14 protein-coding genes and 1 pseudogene are annotated in these 16,771 nt (G+C 35.0%); 8 read left to right on the top strand and 7 right to left on the bottom strand.

Going from position 1 to position 16,771, the window contains the following annotated elements:
- Nucleotides 1-81 precede the first annotated feature (81 nt).
- Both VKJ25_RS14355 and VKJ25_RS24870 read left to right on the top strand, forming a co-directional pair.
- The gene (locus VKJ25_RS14355; protein WP_324237315.1) at nt 82-2,442 is read left to right on the top strand and encodes a CHAT domain-containing protein; all 2,361 of its coding nucleotides are present in this window, start codon (nt 82-84) and stop codon (nt 2,440-2,442) included.
- Between the two features lie 793 nt (nt 2,443-3,235).
- Nucleotides 3,236-4,130 (top strand): annotated as a pseudogene (locus tag VKJ25_RS24870) (Rpn family recombination-promoting nuclease/putative transposase).
- A gap of 124 nt (nt 4,131-4,254) precedes the next feature.
- On the opposite strand, the gene VKJ25_RS14335 reads toward VKJ25_RS24870, so the two are convergent.
- A complete protein-coding gene (locus VKJ25_RS14335) occupies nt 4,255-4,809 on the bottom strand; it encodes a hypothetical protein (RefSeq protein ID WP_324237311.1) in 555 nt (184 codons plus the stop codon).
- A gap of 420 nt (nt 4,810-5,229) precedes the next feature.
- Here VKJ25_RS14335 and VKJ25_RS14330 point away from each other — a divergent pair, with 420 nt between their 5' ends.
- Nucleotides 5,230-5,745 (top strand): tellurite resistance TerB family protein, encoded by a 516-nt coding sequence (locus VKJ25_RS14330; RefSeq protein ID WP_324237310.1) that lies wholly within the window; start codon nt 5,230-5,232, stop codon nt 5,743-5,745.
- 412 nt (nt 5,746-6,157) lie between these two features.
- On the opposite strand, the gene VKJ25_RS14325 is transcribed toward VKJ25_RS14330, so the two are convergent.
- Nucleotides 6,158-7,654: a CIA30 family protein gene (locus VKJ25_RS14325; protein WP_324237309.1), complete on the bottom strand. Its 1,497-nt coding sequence runs from the start codon at nt 7,652-7,654 to the stop codon at nt 6,158-6,160.
- Nucleotides 7,655-8,168: 514 nt separating this feature from the next.
- On the bottom strand, nt 8,169-8,963 hold the full coding sequence (locus tag VKJ25_RS14320) for a Uma2 family endonuclease (protein ID WP_324237308.1): 795 nt from the start codon (nt 8,961-8,963) through the stop codon (nt 8,169-8,171).
- 372 nt (nt 8,964-9,335) lie between these two features.
- Between VKJ25_RS14320 and VKJ25_RS14315 the strand changes: the two genes are divergently transcribed.
- The 3 genes from VKJ25_RS14315 to VKJ25_RS14305 all read left to right on the top strand — a co-directional run bounded on the left by VKJ25_RS14315 (nt 9,336) and on the right by VKJ25_RS14305 (nt 11,935).
- Nucleotides 9,336-9,710 (top strand): hypothetical protein, encoded by a 375-nt coding sequence (locus tag VKJ25_RS14315; RefSeq protein WP_324237307.1) that lies wholly within the window; start codon nt 9,336-9,338, stop codon nt 9,708-9,710.
- 605 nt (nt 9,711-10,315) lie between these two features.
- Nucleotides 10,316-11,092 carry a tryptophan-rich sensory protein gene (locus VKJ25_RS14310; RefSeq protein ID WP_324237306.1) on the top strand — a complete coding sequence of 259 codons (777 nt, stop codon included), beginning with the start codon at nt 10,316-10,318 and terminating at the stop codon, nt 11,090-11,092.
- A 168-nt stretch (nt 11,093-11,260) separates the two neighbouring features.
- Nucleotides 11,261-11,935, top strand: a complete 675-nt coding sequence (locus VKJ25_RS14305; RefSeq protein WP_324237305.1) for a lecithin retinol acyltransferase family protein — start codon at nt 11,261-11,263, stop codon at nt 11,933-11,935.
- A gap of 191 nt (nt 11,936-12,126) precedes the next feature.
- On the opposite strand, the gene VKJ25_RS14300 is transcribed toward VKJ25_RS14305, so the two are convergent.
- The 3 genes from VKJ25_RS14300 to rpmI all read right to left on the bottom strand — a co-directional run bounded on the left by VKJ25_RS14300 (nt 12,127) and on the right by rpmI (nt 13,415).
- Complete coding sequence (locus VKJ25_RS14300) at nt 12,127-12,657, bottom strand: tetratricopeptide repeat protein (protein ID WP_324237304.1); 531 nt, start codon at nt 12,655-12,657, stop codon at nt 12,127-12,129.
- A 168-nt stretch (nt 12,658-12,825) separates the two neighbouring features.
- A complete protein-coding gene (rplT, locus tag VKJ25_RS14295; protein ID WP_324237303.1) occupies nt 12,826-13,182 on the bottom strand; it encodes a 50S ribosomal protein L20 in 357 nt (118 codons plus the stop codon).
- 35 nt (nt 13,183-13,217) lie between these two features.
- Entirely contained in the window at nt 13,218-13,415 is a 198-nt protein-coding gene (gene rpmI, locus VKJ25_RS14290) for a 50S ribosomal protein L35 (RefSeq protein WP_324237302.1), read from the bottom strand.
- 88 nt (nt 13,416-13,503) lie between these two features.
- On the opposite strand from rpmI, the gene scpB reads away from it, so the two are divergent.
- Both scpB and VKJ25_RS14280 read left to right on the top strand, forming a co-directional pair.
- The gene (scpB, locus tag VKJ25_RS14285; protein WP_324237301.1) at nt 13,504-14,025 is read left to right on the top strand and encodes an SMC-Scp complex subunit ScpB; all 522 of its coding nucleotides are present in this window, start codon (nt 13,504-13,506) and stop codon (nt 14,023-14,025) included.
- A 318-nt stretch (nt 14,026-14,343) separates the two neighbouring features.
- Nucleotides 14,344-14,916, top strand: a complete 573-nt coding sequence (locus VKJ25_RS14280; RefSeq protein WP_324237300.1) for a 5-formyltetrahydrofolate cyclo-ligase — start codon at nt 14,344-14,346, stop codon at nt 14,914-14,916.
- Between the two features lie 60 nt (nt 14,917-14,976).
- Here the strand turns inward: VKJ25_RS14280 and VKJ25_RS14275 are convergent, their stop codons facing one another.
- Complete coding sequence (locus VKJ25_RS14275; RefSeq protein ID WP_324237299.1) at nt 14,977-16,671, bottom strand: M14 family metallopeptidase; 1,695 nt, start codon at nt 16,669-16,671, stop codon at nt 14,977-14,979.
- Nucleotides 16,672-16,771 lie beyond the last annotated feature (100 nt).

Genomic DNA, 16,771 nt, shown 5'->3' with positions numbered 1-16,771 from the left:
TTTTCCATGTATTCACAATTAAAAGAAAAAATCAGGAGTTTTGACGGAATAAATAATTTGAGCAGAAGGATAGAAAATTAAGTGACTCAAGAATTTCATATTTCTATTACTCCCCTAGGAGAAGACGAGTATTTTGTCCGTACAGAAAAAGTCCCCATTGGTGTCCCTGTGGCTGAAGAAATAGTTGCATGGCCTGTCAAAGAATGGCTGGAGCAAGCACGTCACTTATTTGGCGATCCATTACTCGATCTTCTTGAAGAAAAATCTAATTCTCAGGTAATCATCCCCGATCAGATTGTGGCCAGATCTGGGGAAGTGGTAAGTCCAAGTTTAGTAGCATTAGGCCAAAAAATGTATCAAGAATTATTTAAAGATGATCTGGGAAAGAGTTGGAAATGTGCCGAAGCAATTGCTCATAATCGAGGGGAGGTTTTACAATTACGTCTAGGTACTAAGGACAGACATATATCCAGTTTGCCTTGGGAGGTACTCCATTTAGGCGATCGCCCCTTGGCAACTGGTACTGATATTGTTTTCTCTCGCTATCAACCTAATACCTGCTTACCTAAATCTAACCGGACATTAACATCTGAAGAACCATTAAAAATCTTAATGGTGATTGCTGCTCCGACTGATAAAGACAGTCTACAACTAGAAAAAGAATACGAAGCATTACAACAGGAACTGCAAAAAAATAGTGGGGAAACTCACATTCACCTGGATATTCTCCGACAACCAGGACGAGAACAACTTACCCAAGCTTTAGAGCAAGGTAAATATCAGGTTTTTCACTATGCAGGTCATAGTAACTGGGGTGTTTCTGGTGGCGAAATATCTTTAGTCAGTAATACTACAGGCTTAACAGAAAGTCTAAGTGGGAAAGACTTAGCAGGTTTGCTAGTTAATAATGGTATTCAAATGGCAGTCTTCAACTCATGTCGAGGTGCTTATAATCATCTAGTTGATCCTATTAATGAGGGAGTAGAAATCAATTTAGCAGAAGCGATGGTGAAAAGGGGGATTCCGGGGGTGCTAGCAATGGCGGAACGGATACCAGATGATGTTTCTCTGATTTTGACACGCTTGTTTTATCGCAATCTTAATCAAGGTTATCCCATAGATTTAAGTTTAAATAGAGCTAGACAAGGTTTGATTTCTGCCTACGGTTCAGATCAACTTTATTGGGCTTTACCAGTTGTTTATCTACATCAAGAATTTGATGGATATTTAATTGAACCACAAAAAAGTTCTCAAAATGAAATAGAAGAGGATTTCCTGACACCTATTAATGTCAATGAAGAAAGCGAATCTTTGGCTAATTCTGAAGATTCAACTCGTGTTCTACCAGATATTAATTTAGAAAACCTGGAAGGGTATGCTGCTGAACTGGAAACTGATAATTTTAATTGGCAAGTTGAAGAGAGTCAAGAAGGAGTGATGACACTTCAGGAGATTTTGCAAGGCAAAGAAATAGAAAAACACTTAGATAGTCAACCAATTATACTCACACAAAATAGTGAAGAATTTCTGTCAAAAGTAGACATATCAGAAACTCCGAAAAAGTCTCTTAGTTTATGGAAAAAAACATTAAAATATACTATATCAGGAATGCTGTTATTGTTTGGCACAAATCTCATTATTTTGAATCGGCAATTACAAATGAACGTTAAATTGCCAAAAGCACCTGCTCCAGGTCTCAACTATGAATATAATAGAATTCGACTTGTTAATGAGACAATTAATAGTGGCTCAGAAGCACAAACTCTGGCAATTGAACAGTTTAATCAAAATGATCTTCAAGCTGGTAAATTGGTAGTAGAAACATTACTAGAAAGAGGAGAATTAATGAATGCTGGAGAAACTATATCTGCTGTACCCGAAAAACTTAAAGATCATCCAGAAATAAATTTTCTTAAAGGTAGATTAGCTTGGGAGTTGTTCCAAGATAGAAATCAAAGTAATCTGATAGATGAAGCTATAAAATATTGGGAACAAGCAGCTATAAAAAAACCAGAAAATATTCAATATCAAAATGCTTTAGGGTTTGCTTATTACACTAAAGGAGACATAGAAAAAGCTTATATAGCTTGGTTAAAAGTGTTACATTTATCTGGAGAAATTGCTCCAGAATTTGCAAAAGTTAATCCTGTTTCTTATGATTATCAAAAAAAATTATCAGTCAAGAATAGAGAAGCTCTAAATGCTTATGCAGGTCTAGGATTAGTCAAACTTAAATCTGCTCAAAGTTTACAAAAAACTCCTGTTCAAGCTTTTAAATATGCTGGTAAAGTTATGAGAGAAGCTGGGCAAGAATTTCATATATTACAACTACAAAAAAACTGGTTGTGGTCTCCTCAAGCACGTCATGATTGGGATTTGCTATTGAAACTTCGGCAGTTGCAGCAATTTGAACATCATAAAAGTTCAGAAGAACTGGCTTAGTTATTTCAGTTATCAGTTATCAGTTATAGTAATCCTATTTTATTTGTGTATAAAAATTTTACCGCTTTTCGGGAATAGGCAATGGGCAAGAGTTTCGGAGTTTATTTCTGGTTTTTGAATTGTTAAAAACTATTTAGGGTTTGCTGATTAAAGATGAAAGCCTTTACAAATAAACTTTTTAGCATTTTTAGATTATGAAAAAGTACCAGCTTTTAAGTCTTGAAAGCTAAAAAAATCTAGGATTTTCTGCCATAATTAGCCGATTTTTCGGGAACCGTAAATCAAGGGATAATTCTTCCTCCTACTCTTCTGTAGCTCCTATTCCTCCTGGATTCGGGATTAACCGATTCTGGCTTCTCCCTGCTACTAAAAGACTTTTTCAGCAAACCCTATTTAGGATTGCTATAGATAAATTAGGGGAATATTCTACTTGATATTAGTTTTTTTTAAGCATATTTGAGGATTTTAAACTGTTTTTGTGAGAAGTGAAAATTGATGCGATTGCAATTTCTATACTTATTAGTTAATTGTTCCCTAAAAGTGATAAATTTTTGGCTTTCTTCAAAATTGAGATGCACCTAATATATATAACTTACAACGGTTTTTCTGGAAGGTAGAACAAAGTAGGGATGTTGCACGCAACGTCCCTACAATATTTTGGTTATGGCGATGTGGTTCATCAATTTAAAAAGGGCTAATCTGAGAAATACTATTTAAGATATAATGGGATTTTAGGAAGTTAAATTTCCAGTTTTGCATATAGAAAAGTCATTAATTAGGAGGTTAAATTACTATGAAATTTATTAATTCCAAACTTGATTATGCTTTTAAGAAAATATTCGGTTCATCTGAGAGTCAAGACATATTAATTAGCTTTCTCAACGCCATTATTTATGAGGGAAAAAACAAGATTAAATCTCTAGAAATTATCGACCCTTATAGTCCTGGTCAAGTTGAAATTTTCAAGGATAGTTTTAATTATTGAGATGCAAGTTGCTAACGTAGCAGGTTTTGAAAATCGCGTGGTTTATAATGCTGCCAAAATTTACTCCAACCATTTAAGAAGGGGAGAATATAATCCAGAGATTAGACCAATAATAGCTTTAACAATTATGGATTTTCTGATGTTTCCCAAAATCGACAAATTGATTACCAATTTTGTTTTCAAAGAGAAATCAGAAAATGTTGAATATACTAAAGAGCAAATGGGTTTTGTATTTGTAGAGTTGCCCAAGTTTAAGAAGAATTTATCTGAATTAGAGACTTTAACAGATAAGTAGATTTATTTTATTAAAGAAGCAGCTATGTTGGAGGAAATACCAACTTCTTTAAAGGAAGTTCCCGAAATAGAAAAAGCTCTCAATATTGCTAACCAAGCTAATTTAAGTCCTCAAGAACTCGACAAATTACATGGACAAGAAACCTTGATTCGAGACCGTCGCGGTCAAATTGCTTTTGCTAAAGAAGAAGGGAAACAAGAACGAAAGGAAGAAGGAAAAGAAGAAGGAAAGAAAGAAAGAGAAATTGAAGTAATAATTCGCTTACTTAAAAAGCGTTTTGGTGAAGTTCCAGAGAATCTGAAAAATCAGTTATCATATTTATCTTTGGAGGAGTTGGAGAATTTGAGTGAAGAGATTTTTGACTTTACTAATTTTGACGATTTATCAAATTGGTTGACAAAGAAGTAACTGTGAAAATTAATAATTAATAATTGCCTCTTCTTTAATATAGAGATTGACAAAAAGGATTTTTGTGTCTATGAATCAAGAGGCTTTATACCTAAATATTTCGGTAATTATAGTTACTCATAAATTATGAAAAGTACCTTGATAACTTTTTGATTTCCTTATTCAATGGTTCATCAATGTAATTTACATATTCATTATATTCTGGCATTTTACCAAATACATCAAGTAATATTTGATGCTGTTTTTTCAACTCCTCATCATACTCATATTTTCCAGTAAACTCATCTTTACCATTTGCTAATATACCAATAACAACATGGCTTTTTTGAGTTTTCATAGTTAAATATTTTGCCATTCTCAGAGTATATTCTGCTCCTAAATTTTCTTCTATACAAAAGCTATAAAATTCATTATCTGAATAGACCAAACCATTTTCACTAAATCCATCAAATCCTTCTATTCCTGGAATATACAGATCATCATCACCCCAAATATTGTTAAAATCAAAAGTATTAAGATTGTCAACTTTTAAGATAAAGTAAGAATCCTCTTCTATATATTTACAACCTTCTTTTACTTCTGTTACTTGTTTTTCCTCTGGTAGTTCAGAAAAAAATTTACCTGACTTATTTTTCTTTTTCTTAGAACCAGAATTAGATACACCAAAACCTTTAGCCATTATTTTATGCTCCTTAATCTATTTATTATTCAAGATTTTATCATATACAGAACTTTCCTATTTACTGATAACTGAAATGACTTTAAATATATTAAGTGGTGCGTTACATTTCATTTTCCTGTAACCCAGTATTTTGCTTCGCGACATATAAAGCGGAGCTTTGCGGAACGCAAAACGCACCCTACTCAACTACTAAAAGCCTAAGTTCGTGATTTTAGAGAATATAAATTTTTGTTTAAGGCATAGGCTTAATGGCTAAATCTATATTTCTGATTAGAAAGATATGTCTTAGTAAAGGTAAAAACTGTTTTATTCAGGACTTACGCATAAACGCTATTAGTAGGATGTGTTAGCGTCAGCTTAACAGACCGAATACGCTATATCGTAAGTCCTATTATTATCAAAAGCCAGGAGAAAAAAATGTCAGAGATAGATAACATAAGGGCTATCGTAGCTAAGTGGTATTACAAGGAATGTTGGGGCTGGGATCTAGAGAAAATGGCTACTGCGGAGGAACTTGCCAATCATATCGACCTTGGACCGTTTCTCAAGTCCCTTCTGATTGTTGCAAATGGCGATGGAGAATTATCCCCAGAAGAGAGAAAATGGGTAATTGGACGAGGTGCAACAGCGGGTGCGCCAGAATCCTTATTGAAAGAACTAGAAACCTATCCAGCTAACGAAGATATCTCCCAAGTCGTAACTGATGCCTCAGTCGTCAGCAAAGGCCGTCGAGCAGTTATTTACTTTGCCATCAAGGCTGCTTCTGCCGATCAAGAATATGCGGAAGGCGAAAAAGCAACTGTTCGCAAGATGGCAAAGGCGATCGATATCTCGGAAGAGGTTGTTCAGGAAATAGAAGCTCTCTGTGTTGAAGAAGAACAAGTAAAACAGAAGCGCATTGCACTGTGTTTACCTGATGGTGTACCCTATTAATTGAAGGGATTCATAGCGGAGGTTCGGCAACCTCTGTCAAATGTTTCAGTCTAGTAGGGTAGTGGACCGTTTCATCTAAAATGGTGCAATAGTAGGGGCGGGTTTTTGAGGAAATTTTCATGCTTACTCTAAAATTTACATAAACCCGCCCCTGGGACAGCGGCAAGGGGGCGGGTTTATCTGACAAACGCATGAAAACTTTAGCTTACTTGTTAAACCCGCCCCTACATAGCCTGATTTCCTAATGCACTATTTAAGGTGAAACAATCCAGTAGGGTGCGTTAGATTTCATTAACGCACCTAGTGGAATGAGACTATTTTTGTTGGGTTTCCGACCTCAACCCAACCTACATTATTTGCAACTTTATGTTGGGTTTCTTTCCTCAATCCAGCCTACATTATTTGCAACATTTTAAACTGTCAAAAGTGACTTTTTCTTATCAGTTTCTAAACTATTAAATGACTTCTCCCAATTTTCATAACTTGCTTGATTTTCTCGATCGCCTTTCACCTCAAAAGTTGTATTGCTAGCCCGATTTTCTTCTAAAACTTTAACACAAAGTTCGGCAATATCATCCCGACTAACAAGACCCTTAATATTATCACCTTGGTCAAATATTAAAGCTTGACCTCCTGGTTGTTCAGTCATTCCACAAGGTCGAATTACTGTATAAGGAATACCACTAGAACGAACAACTTCTTCTCCTTTGAATTTCCAATTTAATAAACCTTTTAATTGGTCATTCAACTTTACTATGGGAATTTGTTCATCTAAGTTTAAATCTGGTCGCCCCGGACGAGTTACACCTGCCGAACTAACCAATACAAACTTAGGTAACTCCTCGCTACCATAAGCTTTAATAGACTCAATTTCTAACTGAAAAAATCCTGGTGCAAATTTAGGATTAAGTTCTCGGTTATATTCAAATTTACTCAACATTAATTGGTAAGAATAAATTTGATTAGGATTAAAAGGTTGAGCATTTTCGACAACTCTGGCACGAAATACCGGAATTAAATCTTTAAATGGAATGCGAATAGTCATCCAGATATTGTAAACGGTATCAAAAGAATAGCTGTAACCAACTCCATCCCATTTTTCTTCGCAACGGAGGAAAAATTTATAACGTTTCCCATCTCCTTTTACCCGGAGTTCGATACCACTGTATCCCAATAGATTCACTGGGGGTTCAAAGTTGCGGGTGCGCACGGAAACAAAACCACCGGAGTTAGCAGTGGAAACATTACCGGAAAAAATAGCGCTACTACCTGTGAGACGAATAGAACTTTCGCTGACTCCACCCATCACCACATCGTCTAATGCACCCCAAATTTCTTTGACATCTTGAGTGGGGTTGGTGAAATCAAACAGAATTTTTTGGTTACTTTGTTGTAGTTGTGGTTTTGCTGCTGCTACTAGATTTTTCATGCCTTCGTATTCCACAAGTTGGGGGTCTTCCGCAACTTCTGGCATGAAAAATTTGATGCCTTGGTTATATTTGCCGCGGTTTGGGTTGTCGCCTTCTACAGGTTGCACTCGCGTACCCGTACAACAGATAATTTTGCTAACGTTTTTGAATATTTCAGGAGTTAGGGTTTCTGGTTTAGTGATGTCAGCGGTTACTATTTCCACATTCTTTCCCAGAACTTTTTGAGCTTTTTTGGCATCTCGAACGAGCGATCGCACTTGATAACCCCGCTTCAACAGTCTTGGTACAACTCGTTTACCTACTCCACCATTAGCACCAACTACTAAAACAACTTCTGATGTGTTTGTTGGTTTTGGTGTCTTTTCACCAAATAATTTTTGTAACCATTTAATACTCCCCACAAAGGGAACTACTCCGAAGTAGGCTAGGGTTTGAAACAGTCTGCTGGCTTTCCATTGAGATTTTTGGTTGTCAGTCATGGCAATATCCTTAAATTTTCCTTTTCTATATATTAAGATATATTAAGAAATTTTGCATAGTAAAGCGTATCTCGTAACGCACCGATACTCCATATGTAGTGCCTTTGCGTAAGTCGTGAGGATTCCTACATAAGCTTTACCTATAACAATCCTAAATAGGTTGTACAAATTTTTATAATAGTTAGTTTTAACTGAAAATCTTTGAAATCGTTAGTAAGGAGTTATTACAGAGGTTAAATTTTAAGGTCAACCACTTTAAAAAGTAAAGTTTCTCAAATTTCCAGAGTTTTGTACTGGTTATATAATTCCTGGACTGTCATAATTCAAAATTTTAGGGAATTAAGTATTTAGCTATAAATTAATTATAGAGGTAGAAAGGGTGCGTTACGCGATCGCGTAACGCACCAAGACTCTATATATAATGCCTCTCTCTGCGTAAGTCCTGACTTATATGAATAATGGATAATGAAAACTATCTCTAATTATCCATTATCCATTAGTAACTCCTGGAGTATTAATTTAATTCGTCTGGATCGATACCTAATTCTCGCAAACGTGCTGCGAATTTTTCAGCCTGCTGTCGCTGAAGTTCAGCCTGTTGTTCAGCTAGAAGTCGAGCTGCACGATCTTGCAGTCGAGCTTCCTGTTCTTGCTCTAGACGTTGTTCGGCTAGAAGTCGAGCTTGCCGATCTTGCAGTCGAGCTTCTTCCTCCGTAGGATATCGCTTTCCAAATTCATCATACCAATACAGCCATTCCGTGGTAGTTCCGTGATAAGTTCCTACTTCTGTTCCGATACCTAAACCTATTTCTGGCATCCACATTGGGTTTTTTTCTTGCAACTCATATTCTCCTTCTTTGTTAAGACGGTACAGAGTCAATTTAGGTTTTCTTACCCGCTGGGGAGCGAAAATTACATAATACAATACTCCGTTTCGGGCATATTTTCTTTTTTTCTCTTTGTATTCCCCACCCGGAGTTTTTGATACTACTTCTATTGCTAAGGAAGGAACTACCCAGTTTTCTTCCCAGGTAACGTAACTTAACCGCAAAGGGTTTCCTCTGAAGCGCTCTACTCCCAGACATAAAAAACCATCAGGGGCAATGGGGTTTTCATCGGGAGAATAATACCATCCCATATCTGTACCAAAAAACCAATCGTTACGATCAGCCCAAATGTAGTCGAGAATATATTTTAATAAGTGAGTAATTAAATCTTGTAGTTCGCTATCCACTGGTTTATCATCTTTATAGGGTAATTCTTCCATAGTGGGAAGACGCTTTTGGATTTGATAATCTAATTTAACCATGATATTGACTATACTAATTTCATTGTTTTTGATTAGTTTAACATCAGCAGGACTTAAGTAAAGATACTATGTAGTGCATAATAATTTTAGCAATTTTCACTGTAGTTTTGTTCGTTAGCGATCGCTTAACTATATACCCACAAAAATTCAGTTATTTTTAATTAAATAACTTTTATTTTCATGGAAAAAAATCAATATTATTAGGCATTATTTATTCTAATTGGTAATAGTTTTTCAAGCAGAAATAAAGAATACTAAAAAATACTTAATTAGCTACATTCATTAATTAAAGATTATATTCCTGAGAATAATCTGATAGATGTGATATATAAGAATAAATAAAAATAATGGTATGTTTAGGAGCTAATAATAATGATTAACCAAGAATTTCAAGTATTGAAACAGCAACGTGATGCTCAACTTGCCAAAGTTTTGACAACAATAATTGATACAGAATGGAATCGAGTTAGTAGACAATTAGATGCTCTGGATACTGATTCTGGTGATGTTACGAAAGCAGCAATTTTAGTGGGGCAATATCAAATATTAGATAAATTAATGGAAGCATTATCTGAAGGTAGTCTGAGTTCAGATTATGAAATAGAAGCTATTTGGCGTTCAAAATTAATTCAGCGTGTTGTAGAAGGTTTCAATTTAGACTTGGATACTCGGACTCCACCTCGTCAATATAAAAGCATAGCGCAACAACTCGCAGAAGCTTGTGGATTGGAAGTAATTGAAGATTAAGTAGGTGGTTAAAATTTATCGTATTTATGAAGGCAGAAGAAAAAAACTTTAGAGCTACTTTACTTTTTGTTATATAGTTAGTTTTTTCGTCAGTACTTACTTACAGCAGATTCCAGGTATATGAAGTACAAATATTCAGAATTAAATGTTTCTAGTGCGGGCCGGAAAGCCCCTATGGGGGTGTACCTCATGTCTAGTGAAATCTGCTGTAATTTGGCATTAAATATATATATAGCAATATGAAATCATTCGTGAGAAAAAACTGTAGGGGTTTGGTTTCCCAACCCAAGCGCCAAGGGGTTTGGAGACCAAAACCCTACTATAAAATCTCACAACCTATTTACGATTGCTATAGTGATTCTCAATGACTTGAGAAAAAACTGTAGGGGTTTGATTTCCAAATCCTATTTTCGAGCTTGGTTTAGAGGCTAAAATCGTACAACTTAAAAGTAGGATTACTATATAATTAGGACTTACGCATGCGAAACCTGGTTTCTACGATAAATCGTTGTTTTGAGCAATAGATGTCTAGGAGAAACCGGGTTTATGGGTTCACATGGCTTTAGTCCTGATAATAATATTTATGCACAAAAATAACTATAATTATGAAAACTAATACAGATAAATTTGACTCAGATATTATTCAGCGATGGTCTCATTTAATTGCTATTTTAGCTGCTTTTTTCATGAATGTTTATGTAAATATTGCTCCTCCCAGCGGTCAAACAATAGGAGCAATTTCTAACACAACATTTAAGAATGTTTTGATTACTCCTGCTAGTTATGCTTTTGCTATTTGGGGATTAATTTATTTAGGTTTAATTAGTTTGGGAATTTATCAAGTTTTGCCAGCACAACGAGAGAATAAAATTTTACCCAGATGTCAATATTTTTTAGTAGGAGCAAGTCTGGCACAAATTGTTTGGGTATTTTTATTTCAATATCAGCTATTTATTCTTTCAGTCTTGGCAATGTTAGCAATTTTAGGTTGTTTAATTTGTCTATATCTAAATTTAGGAATTAGCTATGAAAAAGTCTCAAAAAAAGATAAATGGTTCGTTCATCATCCTATTAGTATATATTTTGGTTGGATTAGTGTCGCCACAATTGTAAATGTCGCCTGCGCTCTAGATAATTTAGGCTGGAATAGTTCAGAACAAATTGGTATTATTTGGACAATAATTATGTTAATAATTGGCACTGTTATTGCCACAATTATTAATATTCAAAAACAAGATATTGCTTATACTTTAGTATTTATTTGGGCATTAACAGCAATTGCAGTTCGTCATTTAGATATTTTAATTCTGGCTATTAGTGCTGGAATATTATCTTTAGGATTAATACTTTTAGTTGGTATCAAATTTTTTTCCAAAAGTTAGATAATAATCCCCCTAAATCCCCCTTTGAAAGGGGGACTTTGAAGGTGAATGGTAAAAATTTTGTAGTGCGGGCATCTTGCCCGCGATGAATATACATCACCAAAAATGAGTTTACCTCACTGACAACGGGAAGCGCTATAAAAATGTAATAAATTTAGAAAAAATAATATGGCACGGGGAGAACAAATATACACTCTTAGAGAATTTCTCAAGATCGATGGTGTTTACGAACATCATGGTATTGACTGTGGGGATGGAACAGTTATTCATTATCGCAAAGGTACAGACACTATTGAACGAACTTCTACCAGAGAATTTACTGATGGCAGAAAAGTTTATATTAAACGTTACCCACTTCGTTATATTGCTGATACAGTTATTCAAAGAGCAGAAAGTAGACTAGGAGAAAAAAAATATAATCTTCTTTTTAATAATTGTGAACACTTTGCAACTTGGTGTATCACTGGACTTAGTTATAGTCAACAAGTAAAAAACTTTATTCCTCTACTTGATCGCATTAATGTCGAGCAAATATCTAAACCACTTCAGGAAGCAATTTTAGCAGGAAAAACTCAGGTTGATACTAATGATTTAGTAAGTCAAGCTTTAGCAGATATTAAAGTAGCTTGGGAAAATATTCAACCTGAATATAAACAAAGTTTACAAGAAATAAATGACTGGGAAAAAGTTGCTTTTACAGCTCTCAAAAAAGACCGGGAAGATTTAGCTCGCGCTGCCTTAGTTCGTAAGCAAAAATATCAGAAACGTGCTCAAGAATTAGAAGCTAATTTGCAGAAGTTGGCAACCATAACAGAAACTCTTTTAGGAATTAATAATGGATAATTGATAACTGACTTACCCAAAGAAACCCGACTTACGCAAAGAAACCCGGTTTCTAAGTTCTAAGTTCGTACCTTACAAAAGAAACCCCATTTCTCGTAAAAAAAAAAGAAACCCGATATGAGAAACCGGGTTTCTAAGTTCAGAAAAGTAGAAGTTACAAAAGTTGAATGCTAATAGCTAAATACTTTAAATTAAGACGATGGTATTAAACGTTTCTTCATAGATTCTGCACGTCTTTTTGCAGTATCATTTTTAGGGTCACATTTCAGTGCTGACTCATAAGCTTCTAAAGCAGGAGCAGTCAAATTTTTCTTCTCATAAGCATGACCCAAATTATTATAAGCTGTCACATAACTAGAATCTATTTTTAATGCTTCTTTATATTGCTTAATCGCAATATCATATTGTTCTTGAGCGAAGTAAGCAAAACCAAGAGCATTATAAATTTTAGGCATATTTTCTTCATTTTCTGAGTCTTTTAATCTCAGAGCTTTTTGCAACAATTGAACTGCTTGAACATATATTTTTTTTTCTAAATATATACTAGCAAGTTGATAATATTCATCTACCGTTCCCTTTTCTTTTGTTAGTTTATTTTTCAATTTAGAAAGCTGACTTTCTGTTGTTCTTGTCTTTCTAACCTGACGTATAATAAATATAGATGCTATAGACAAGAATATTAGCAGTATTAATAAGTATAAAACTGATAGATTACTATCCATAAATTTTTACCCAGGATTAATTTTAATTTTAGGTGAATGAATAATGAATAATGGATAATTAAAACTATAGCAATTGTACATAGTTTAGGTGAGATTTATGACACAAATAAAACAGGGCTGTCATATTTCTAAATTATCAATTATCCATTATCAATTATCCATTATTAATTATCCTTTTGCTTGATTTGCCAATTCCACAACTTTTGCAAAAGTTTCAGGCTCTAAAACAGCTAATTGTGCTAACATTTTACGGTTAATAGCTATATTGGCTTTTTTCATATTGCCAATTAATTGACTATAACTAACACCTTCTTGACGAGCTGCAGCATTGATTCGGGCAATCCACAAACGACGAAAGTCCCGTTTCCGTTTCCGGCGATCGCGATAGGCATTCCGTAAAGCCTGCATAACTCGTTGATTAGCAACTCTAAATAATCTAGACTGTGCCCCTCTAAATCCTTTAGCAAGCTTCAGAATTTTATTACGGCGTTTACGAGCAACATTACCTCTTTTGACTCTAGGCATAATTTATCTCCTAATCGATAATTTTTACTTTTACTTTATAAATAAGGAAGCATTAAACGTACATTCTCTTCATTCGTCTCATGGACAAGAGTCATTTTTGACAAGTCATTTTTACGAGTAGAACTTTTATGCTCCAAAAGATGACTTTTGAAAGCTTTACGACGTTTGATTTTCCCACTACCTGTAGCTTTAAAGCGTTTAGCTGCTGCTTTGCGAGTTTTGAGTTTTGGCATGGATTTACTCTAAATTTTACACACAAGCTTTTATAATATCATAAATTTTGTTAAAATCCAAGACAATCACGGTAACTAATGATACTAAATGTATAGTCTTTCCAGTAAAATTGAGGCAATTTTATATCTCAAGGGACAACCCCTCTCCATTTCTGAAATTACTGAAATTGCCAAATGTGAGCGTGGCCAAGTCAAGGATGCTTTAATGGAATTAATGTCCGAATATGCCCATCGAAATACTGCTTTAGAAGTTGTCAAAACGGAAAAAGGTTATAGTCTGCAACTAAAGTCAACCTTTGCTGAGTTGATAGAAAGTTTGATTCAACCAGAATTAGGAGTAGGTGCTTTGAGGACTTTAGCAGCGATCGCCCTGAAAGGAGGTATTACCCAATCAGAATTAGTAGATATTCGTGGTTCGGGAATTTATCAACACGTTCCAGAGCTGGTAAATTTAGGTTTTATCCGTAAACGTCGTCAGAAGGAATCTCGTTCTTATTGGTTACAAGTCACAGATAAGTTTCATCAATATTTCCAACTAGAGCAACTACCGCAACAATTATCATTAGACCTTCTTTCTCCATCTAATAGTAATATAAATGAAGAAGAATAATCCAATTAGTTATCAGTTTTCATTATTGTTTGGCTTTGGTCTCCAAAGCCAAACAAATAAGGGATTTGGTTTCCAAGTCCCTACGGTAAAATCCTATGACTAATTAATAAGACTTGATATTATATCAATATAAGAAGAGGTAATTATTAATTGTTAATTATTAATTATTAAACACACTAATATAATTAGGACTTACGCATTAACGCTATTAGTAGGGTGTGTTTCGCTACCCGACATGTAAAGCGCGAGCGTAACGCACCAAGCCACTATATATAGAGTCTTTGCGTAAGTCCTGATAATATTATTTTGATCACATTAATGCTTAAAAAAGAACTAAGAAAATCCTTGTTAAAAAAACGTCGATCTATGTCGGAAATAGAATGGAGAGAAAAGAGCGATCGCCTATGTTACCATTTACAAAATTTCTCCCTATTCCAAACAGCTAAAACCGTCTTAGCTTACTTCAGTTTTCGTCAGGAACCAGACTTAAGTTTATTGTTTACAAATACTGAAGAAAAAAACACATTTCCTCCTAAAAATTGGGGTTTTCCTCGCTGTGTGGAAAAATCTCTTGTTTGGCATATTTGGCAACCAGGAAATTCTCTACAAAAAGGTGCTTATGGTATTCTGGAACCAGAGTCAAATGCACCATTATTAAAATCATCAGAAGTAGATTTAATCTTAGTTCCTGCTGTTGCTTGTAATGTTAATAATTATCGTTTAGGATATGGCGGTGGTTTTTATGATCGGATGCTAAGTCAACCAGAATGGTCATCAAAAACTACTATTGGCATCGTGTTTGAATTTGCTTATTTACCAGATTTACCCATAGACTCTTGGGATAAACCTCTTGATTTTGTTTGTACAGAAAATGGAATAATGAACAATTGATAATTGATCAAGCATAGGTTGGGTTGAGGAACGAAACCCAACCTACATTTAATAAACTAATTATCCATTATCCATTAAACTAATCACTGCCCTCACCAAACCCGCACGTTCCGCTTTTGCCGCCACCTCAACTTTACAACCAGCAACACCTTTAACCACCCACTCCAAATGACAACGATAATTTCCATGTTGAGGAAACCAATGGAAACTACTAAAAGCTGTACTTGATCGCCCCTGCAAATGCTCAATTTCCTGCTTTTGTTTCCCACTCACCAACATCACACCATCAGGTAAATCTAAAATTACCTCTATTGGTTTCACACTTTTTTGTGACAAAGCTTTTTCACTGGTATAGGTAGGCAAAAATCCTTGATTTTCTAACTGCACCACCAGACGATAGAGATCGCCACCCTGATGTTCAACTACTGTCTGACTGACTGCTAAACGAGGTGACATCAAAGCATGAGTAATAGCAAACTGACATTGTTCCTCACACAACTTTGGTAAATAATCAACCGGAGGATTTTGCCAAACCTCCTTATCTTTCCAACCACCAATTTCTACTGTACCCAGTTGGGGATGCTCAAAAGGTTGCCAATCAACAAAACCCTTACCACCCAATTTTTCATCATTCCATTCCATCATTTTCAAATCATCTGCAACCGGATGTCTTCGTAACCACTCAATATAACCACCCTTCTTAACTCCCGCTGCGGTAGGTGCATCCCAAAGCTCTATAGAAAAACCAAACCAACCAAAGCGATCGTAACAATAGTCAAGCATTCCCCCAGAAATCTTATCACCATTTGGATATGAAAAATTATGATAAATCGAAATGCACTCATAACCCGTAATTTCAGTACCTTTTTCTCCAATCAATTTATAAATATCCAAATCTTTTATGGGAAAGTGTTCGTCTGAATAAGCACAGTAGGGACGTAAAAATACCGCAGAAAATGTATGATAGTTAATGAAACCATTAATATTAGGATGCTCTCGCCAAAATTCTGCTACAGCAAGAGTTTCAGGTTCAGAAAAAGGAAAATCTCCAGCGCCTATTTGTTTTCCCTCTGGTCGCCACTCAAAAGGATAGTTGCGATTAAAATCTATTCCTTCCTTTTTGGGAGCAACTTTGATATCATAACCGTCATAATTTTTGATCGTTCCCTCTGGCAAAATAGTATAGTAAGTATCTCCAAATTCATCAGGTTCACGAGGTATCATAATTCTGGGATCTTCTGAGGAAATTTTCCAAGCTCCACAGTTATCTTTGAGTCGCATTTGCAAAATTAACCCATCCCCATTGATATCTTCCGAGTGGAGACCATCCCGTTCTTCTGGATAAGGATAATGACGAATACTCGATCGCAAAATATCAGGAGTTGTCAAATATTTTTCTGCCCCATCAACAGCAATGCGAGGTAAAATATAAATCGTGAAGTTATCTAATAAATGAGTGATTCGAGGTTCAGTATTATAATTATTTAGTAAGTAATAAATAGTATATAAAGCAACTGCTGAACCTGTAACTTCTCCAGCATGAATATTAGCATCAATCCAATATCCTGGTTTTTCTAAAGCTTCCCCTGTATTTTGATTTGTCAGAGTAGCTAGGAAAATATCTAGTCCGCCATAGCTTTTGCCAATAACTTTTAAATCTATCAAATGAGGATTTTTTTCCCTCATTTGATTGAGAAAATCTACTATTTCTTGATATGTATAGTAGTGGCTAAAATCAAACCCTGATTCTGTCATCTTAAATTATTTAATCCTCTGAATTTAATACCAATTCACTTTAGAAATTTCACAAATATTTTCCAACTTTAATATGTGAAATAATTTCCTGAAATTACTA

This window comes from Okeania sp., from assembly GCF_035285525.1.
In the GTDB taxonomy this organism is placed as follows: domain Bacteria; phylum Cyanobacteriota; class Cyanobacteriia; order Cyanobacteriales; family Microcoleaceae; genus Trichodesmium.
This window is presented reverse-complemented; position numbering and strand designations above follow the sequence as displayed.

What these genes read in the sequence shown, in the direction of transcription:
- VKJ25_RS14335 (WP_324237311.1), bottom strand. Translation starts at nt 4,809, where the DNA reads ATGGCTAAAGGTTTTGGTGTATCTAATTCTGGTTCTAAGAAAAAGAAA.
- VKJ25_RS14330 (WP_324237310.1), top strand. Translation starts at nt 5,230, where the DNA reads ATGTCAGAGATAGATAACATAAGGGCTATCGTAGCTAAGTGGTATTAC.
- VKJ25_RS14325 (WP_324237309.1), bottom strand. Translation starts at nt 7,654, where the DNA reads ATGACTGACAACCAAAAATCTCAATGGAAAGCCAGCAGACTGTTTCAA.
- VKJ25_RS14320 (WP_324237308.1), bottom strand. Translation starts at nt 8,963, where the DNA reads ATGGTTAAATTAGATTATCAAATCCAAAAGCGTCTTCCCACTATGGAA.
- VKJ25_RS14315 (WP_324237307.1), top strand. Translation starts at nt 9,336, where the DNA reads ATGATTAACCAAGAATTTCAAGTATTGAAACAGCAACGTGATGCTCAA.
- VKJ25_RS14310 (WP_324237306.1), top strand. Translation starts at nt 10,316, where the DNA reads ATGAAAACTAATACAGATAAATTTGACTCAGATATTATTCAGCGATGG.
- VKJ25_RS14305 (WP_324237305.1), top strand. Translation starts at nt 11,261, where the DNA reads ATGGCACGGGGAGAACAAATATACACTCTTAGAGAATTTCTCAAGATC.
- VKJ25_RS14300 (WP_324237304.1), bottom strand. Translation starts at nt 12,657, where the DNA reads ATGGATAGTAATCTATCAGTTTTATACTTATTAATACTGCTAATATTC.
- rplT (WP_324237303.1), bottom strand. Translation starts at nt 13,182, where the DNA reads ATGCCTAGAGTCAAAAGAGGTAATGTTGCTCGTAAACGCCGTAATAAA.
- rpmI (WP_324237302.1), bottom strand. Translation starts at nt 13,415, where the DNA reads ATGCCAAAACTCAAAACTCGCAAAGCAGCAGCTAAACGCTTTAAAGCT.
- scpB (WP_324237301.1), top strand. Translation starts at nt 13,504, where the DNA reads ATGTATAGTCTTTCCAGTAAAATTGAGGCAATTTTATATCTCAAGGGA.
- VKJ25_RS14280 (WP_324237300.1), top strand. Translation starts at nt 14,344, where the DNA reads ATGCTTAAAAAAGAACTAAGAAAATCCTTGTTAAAAAAACGTCGATCT.
- VKJ25_RS14275 (WP_324237299.1), bottom strand. Translation starts at nt 16,671, where the DNA reads ATGACAGAATCAGGGTTTGATTTTAGCCACTACTATACATATCAAGAA.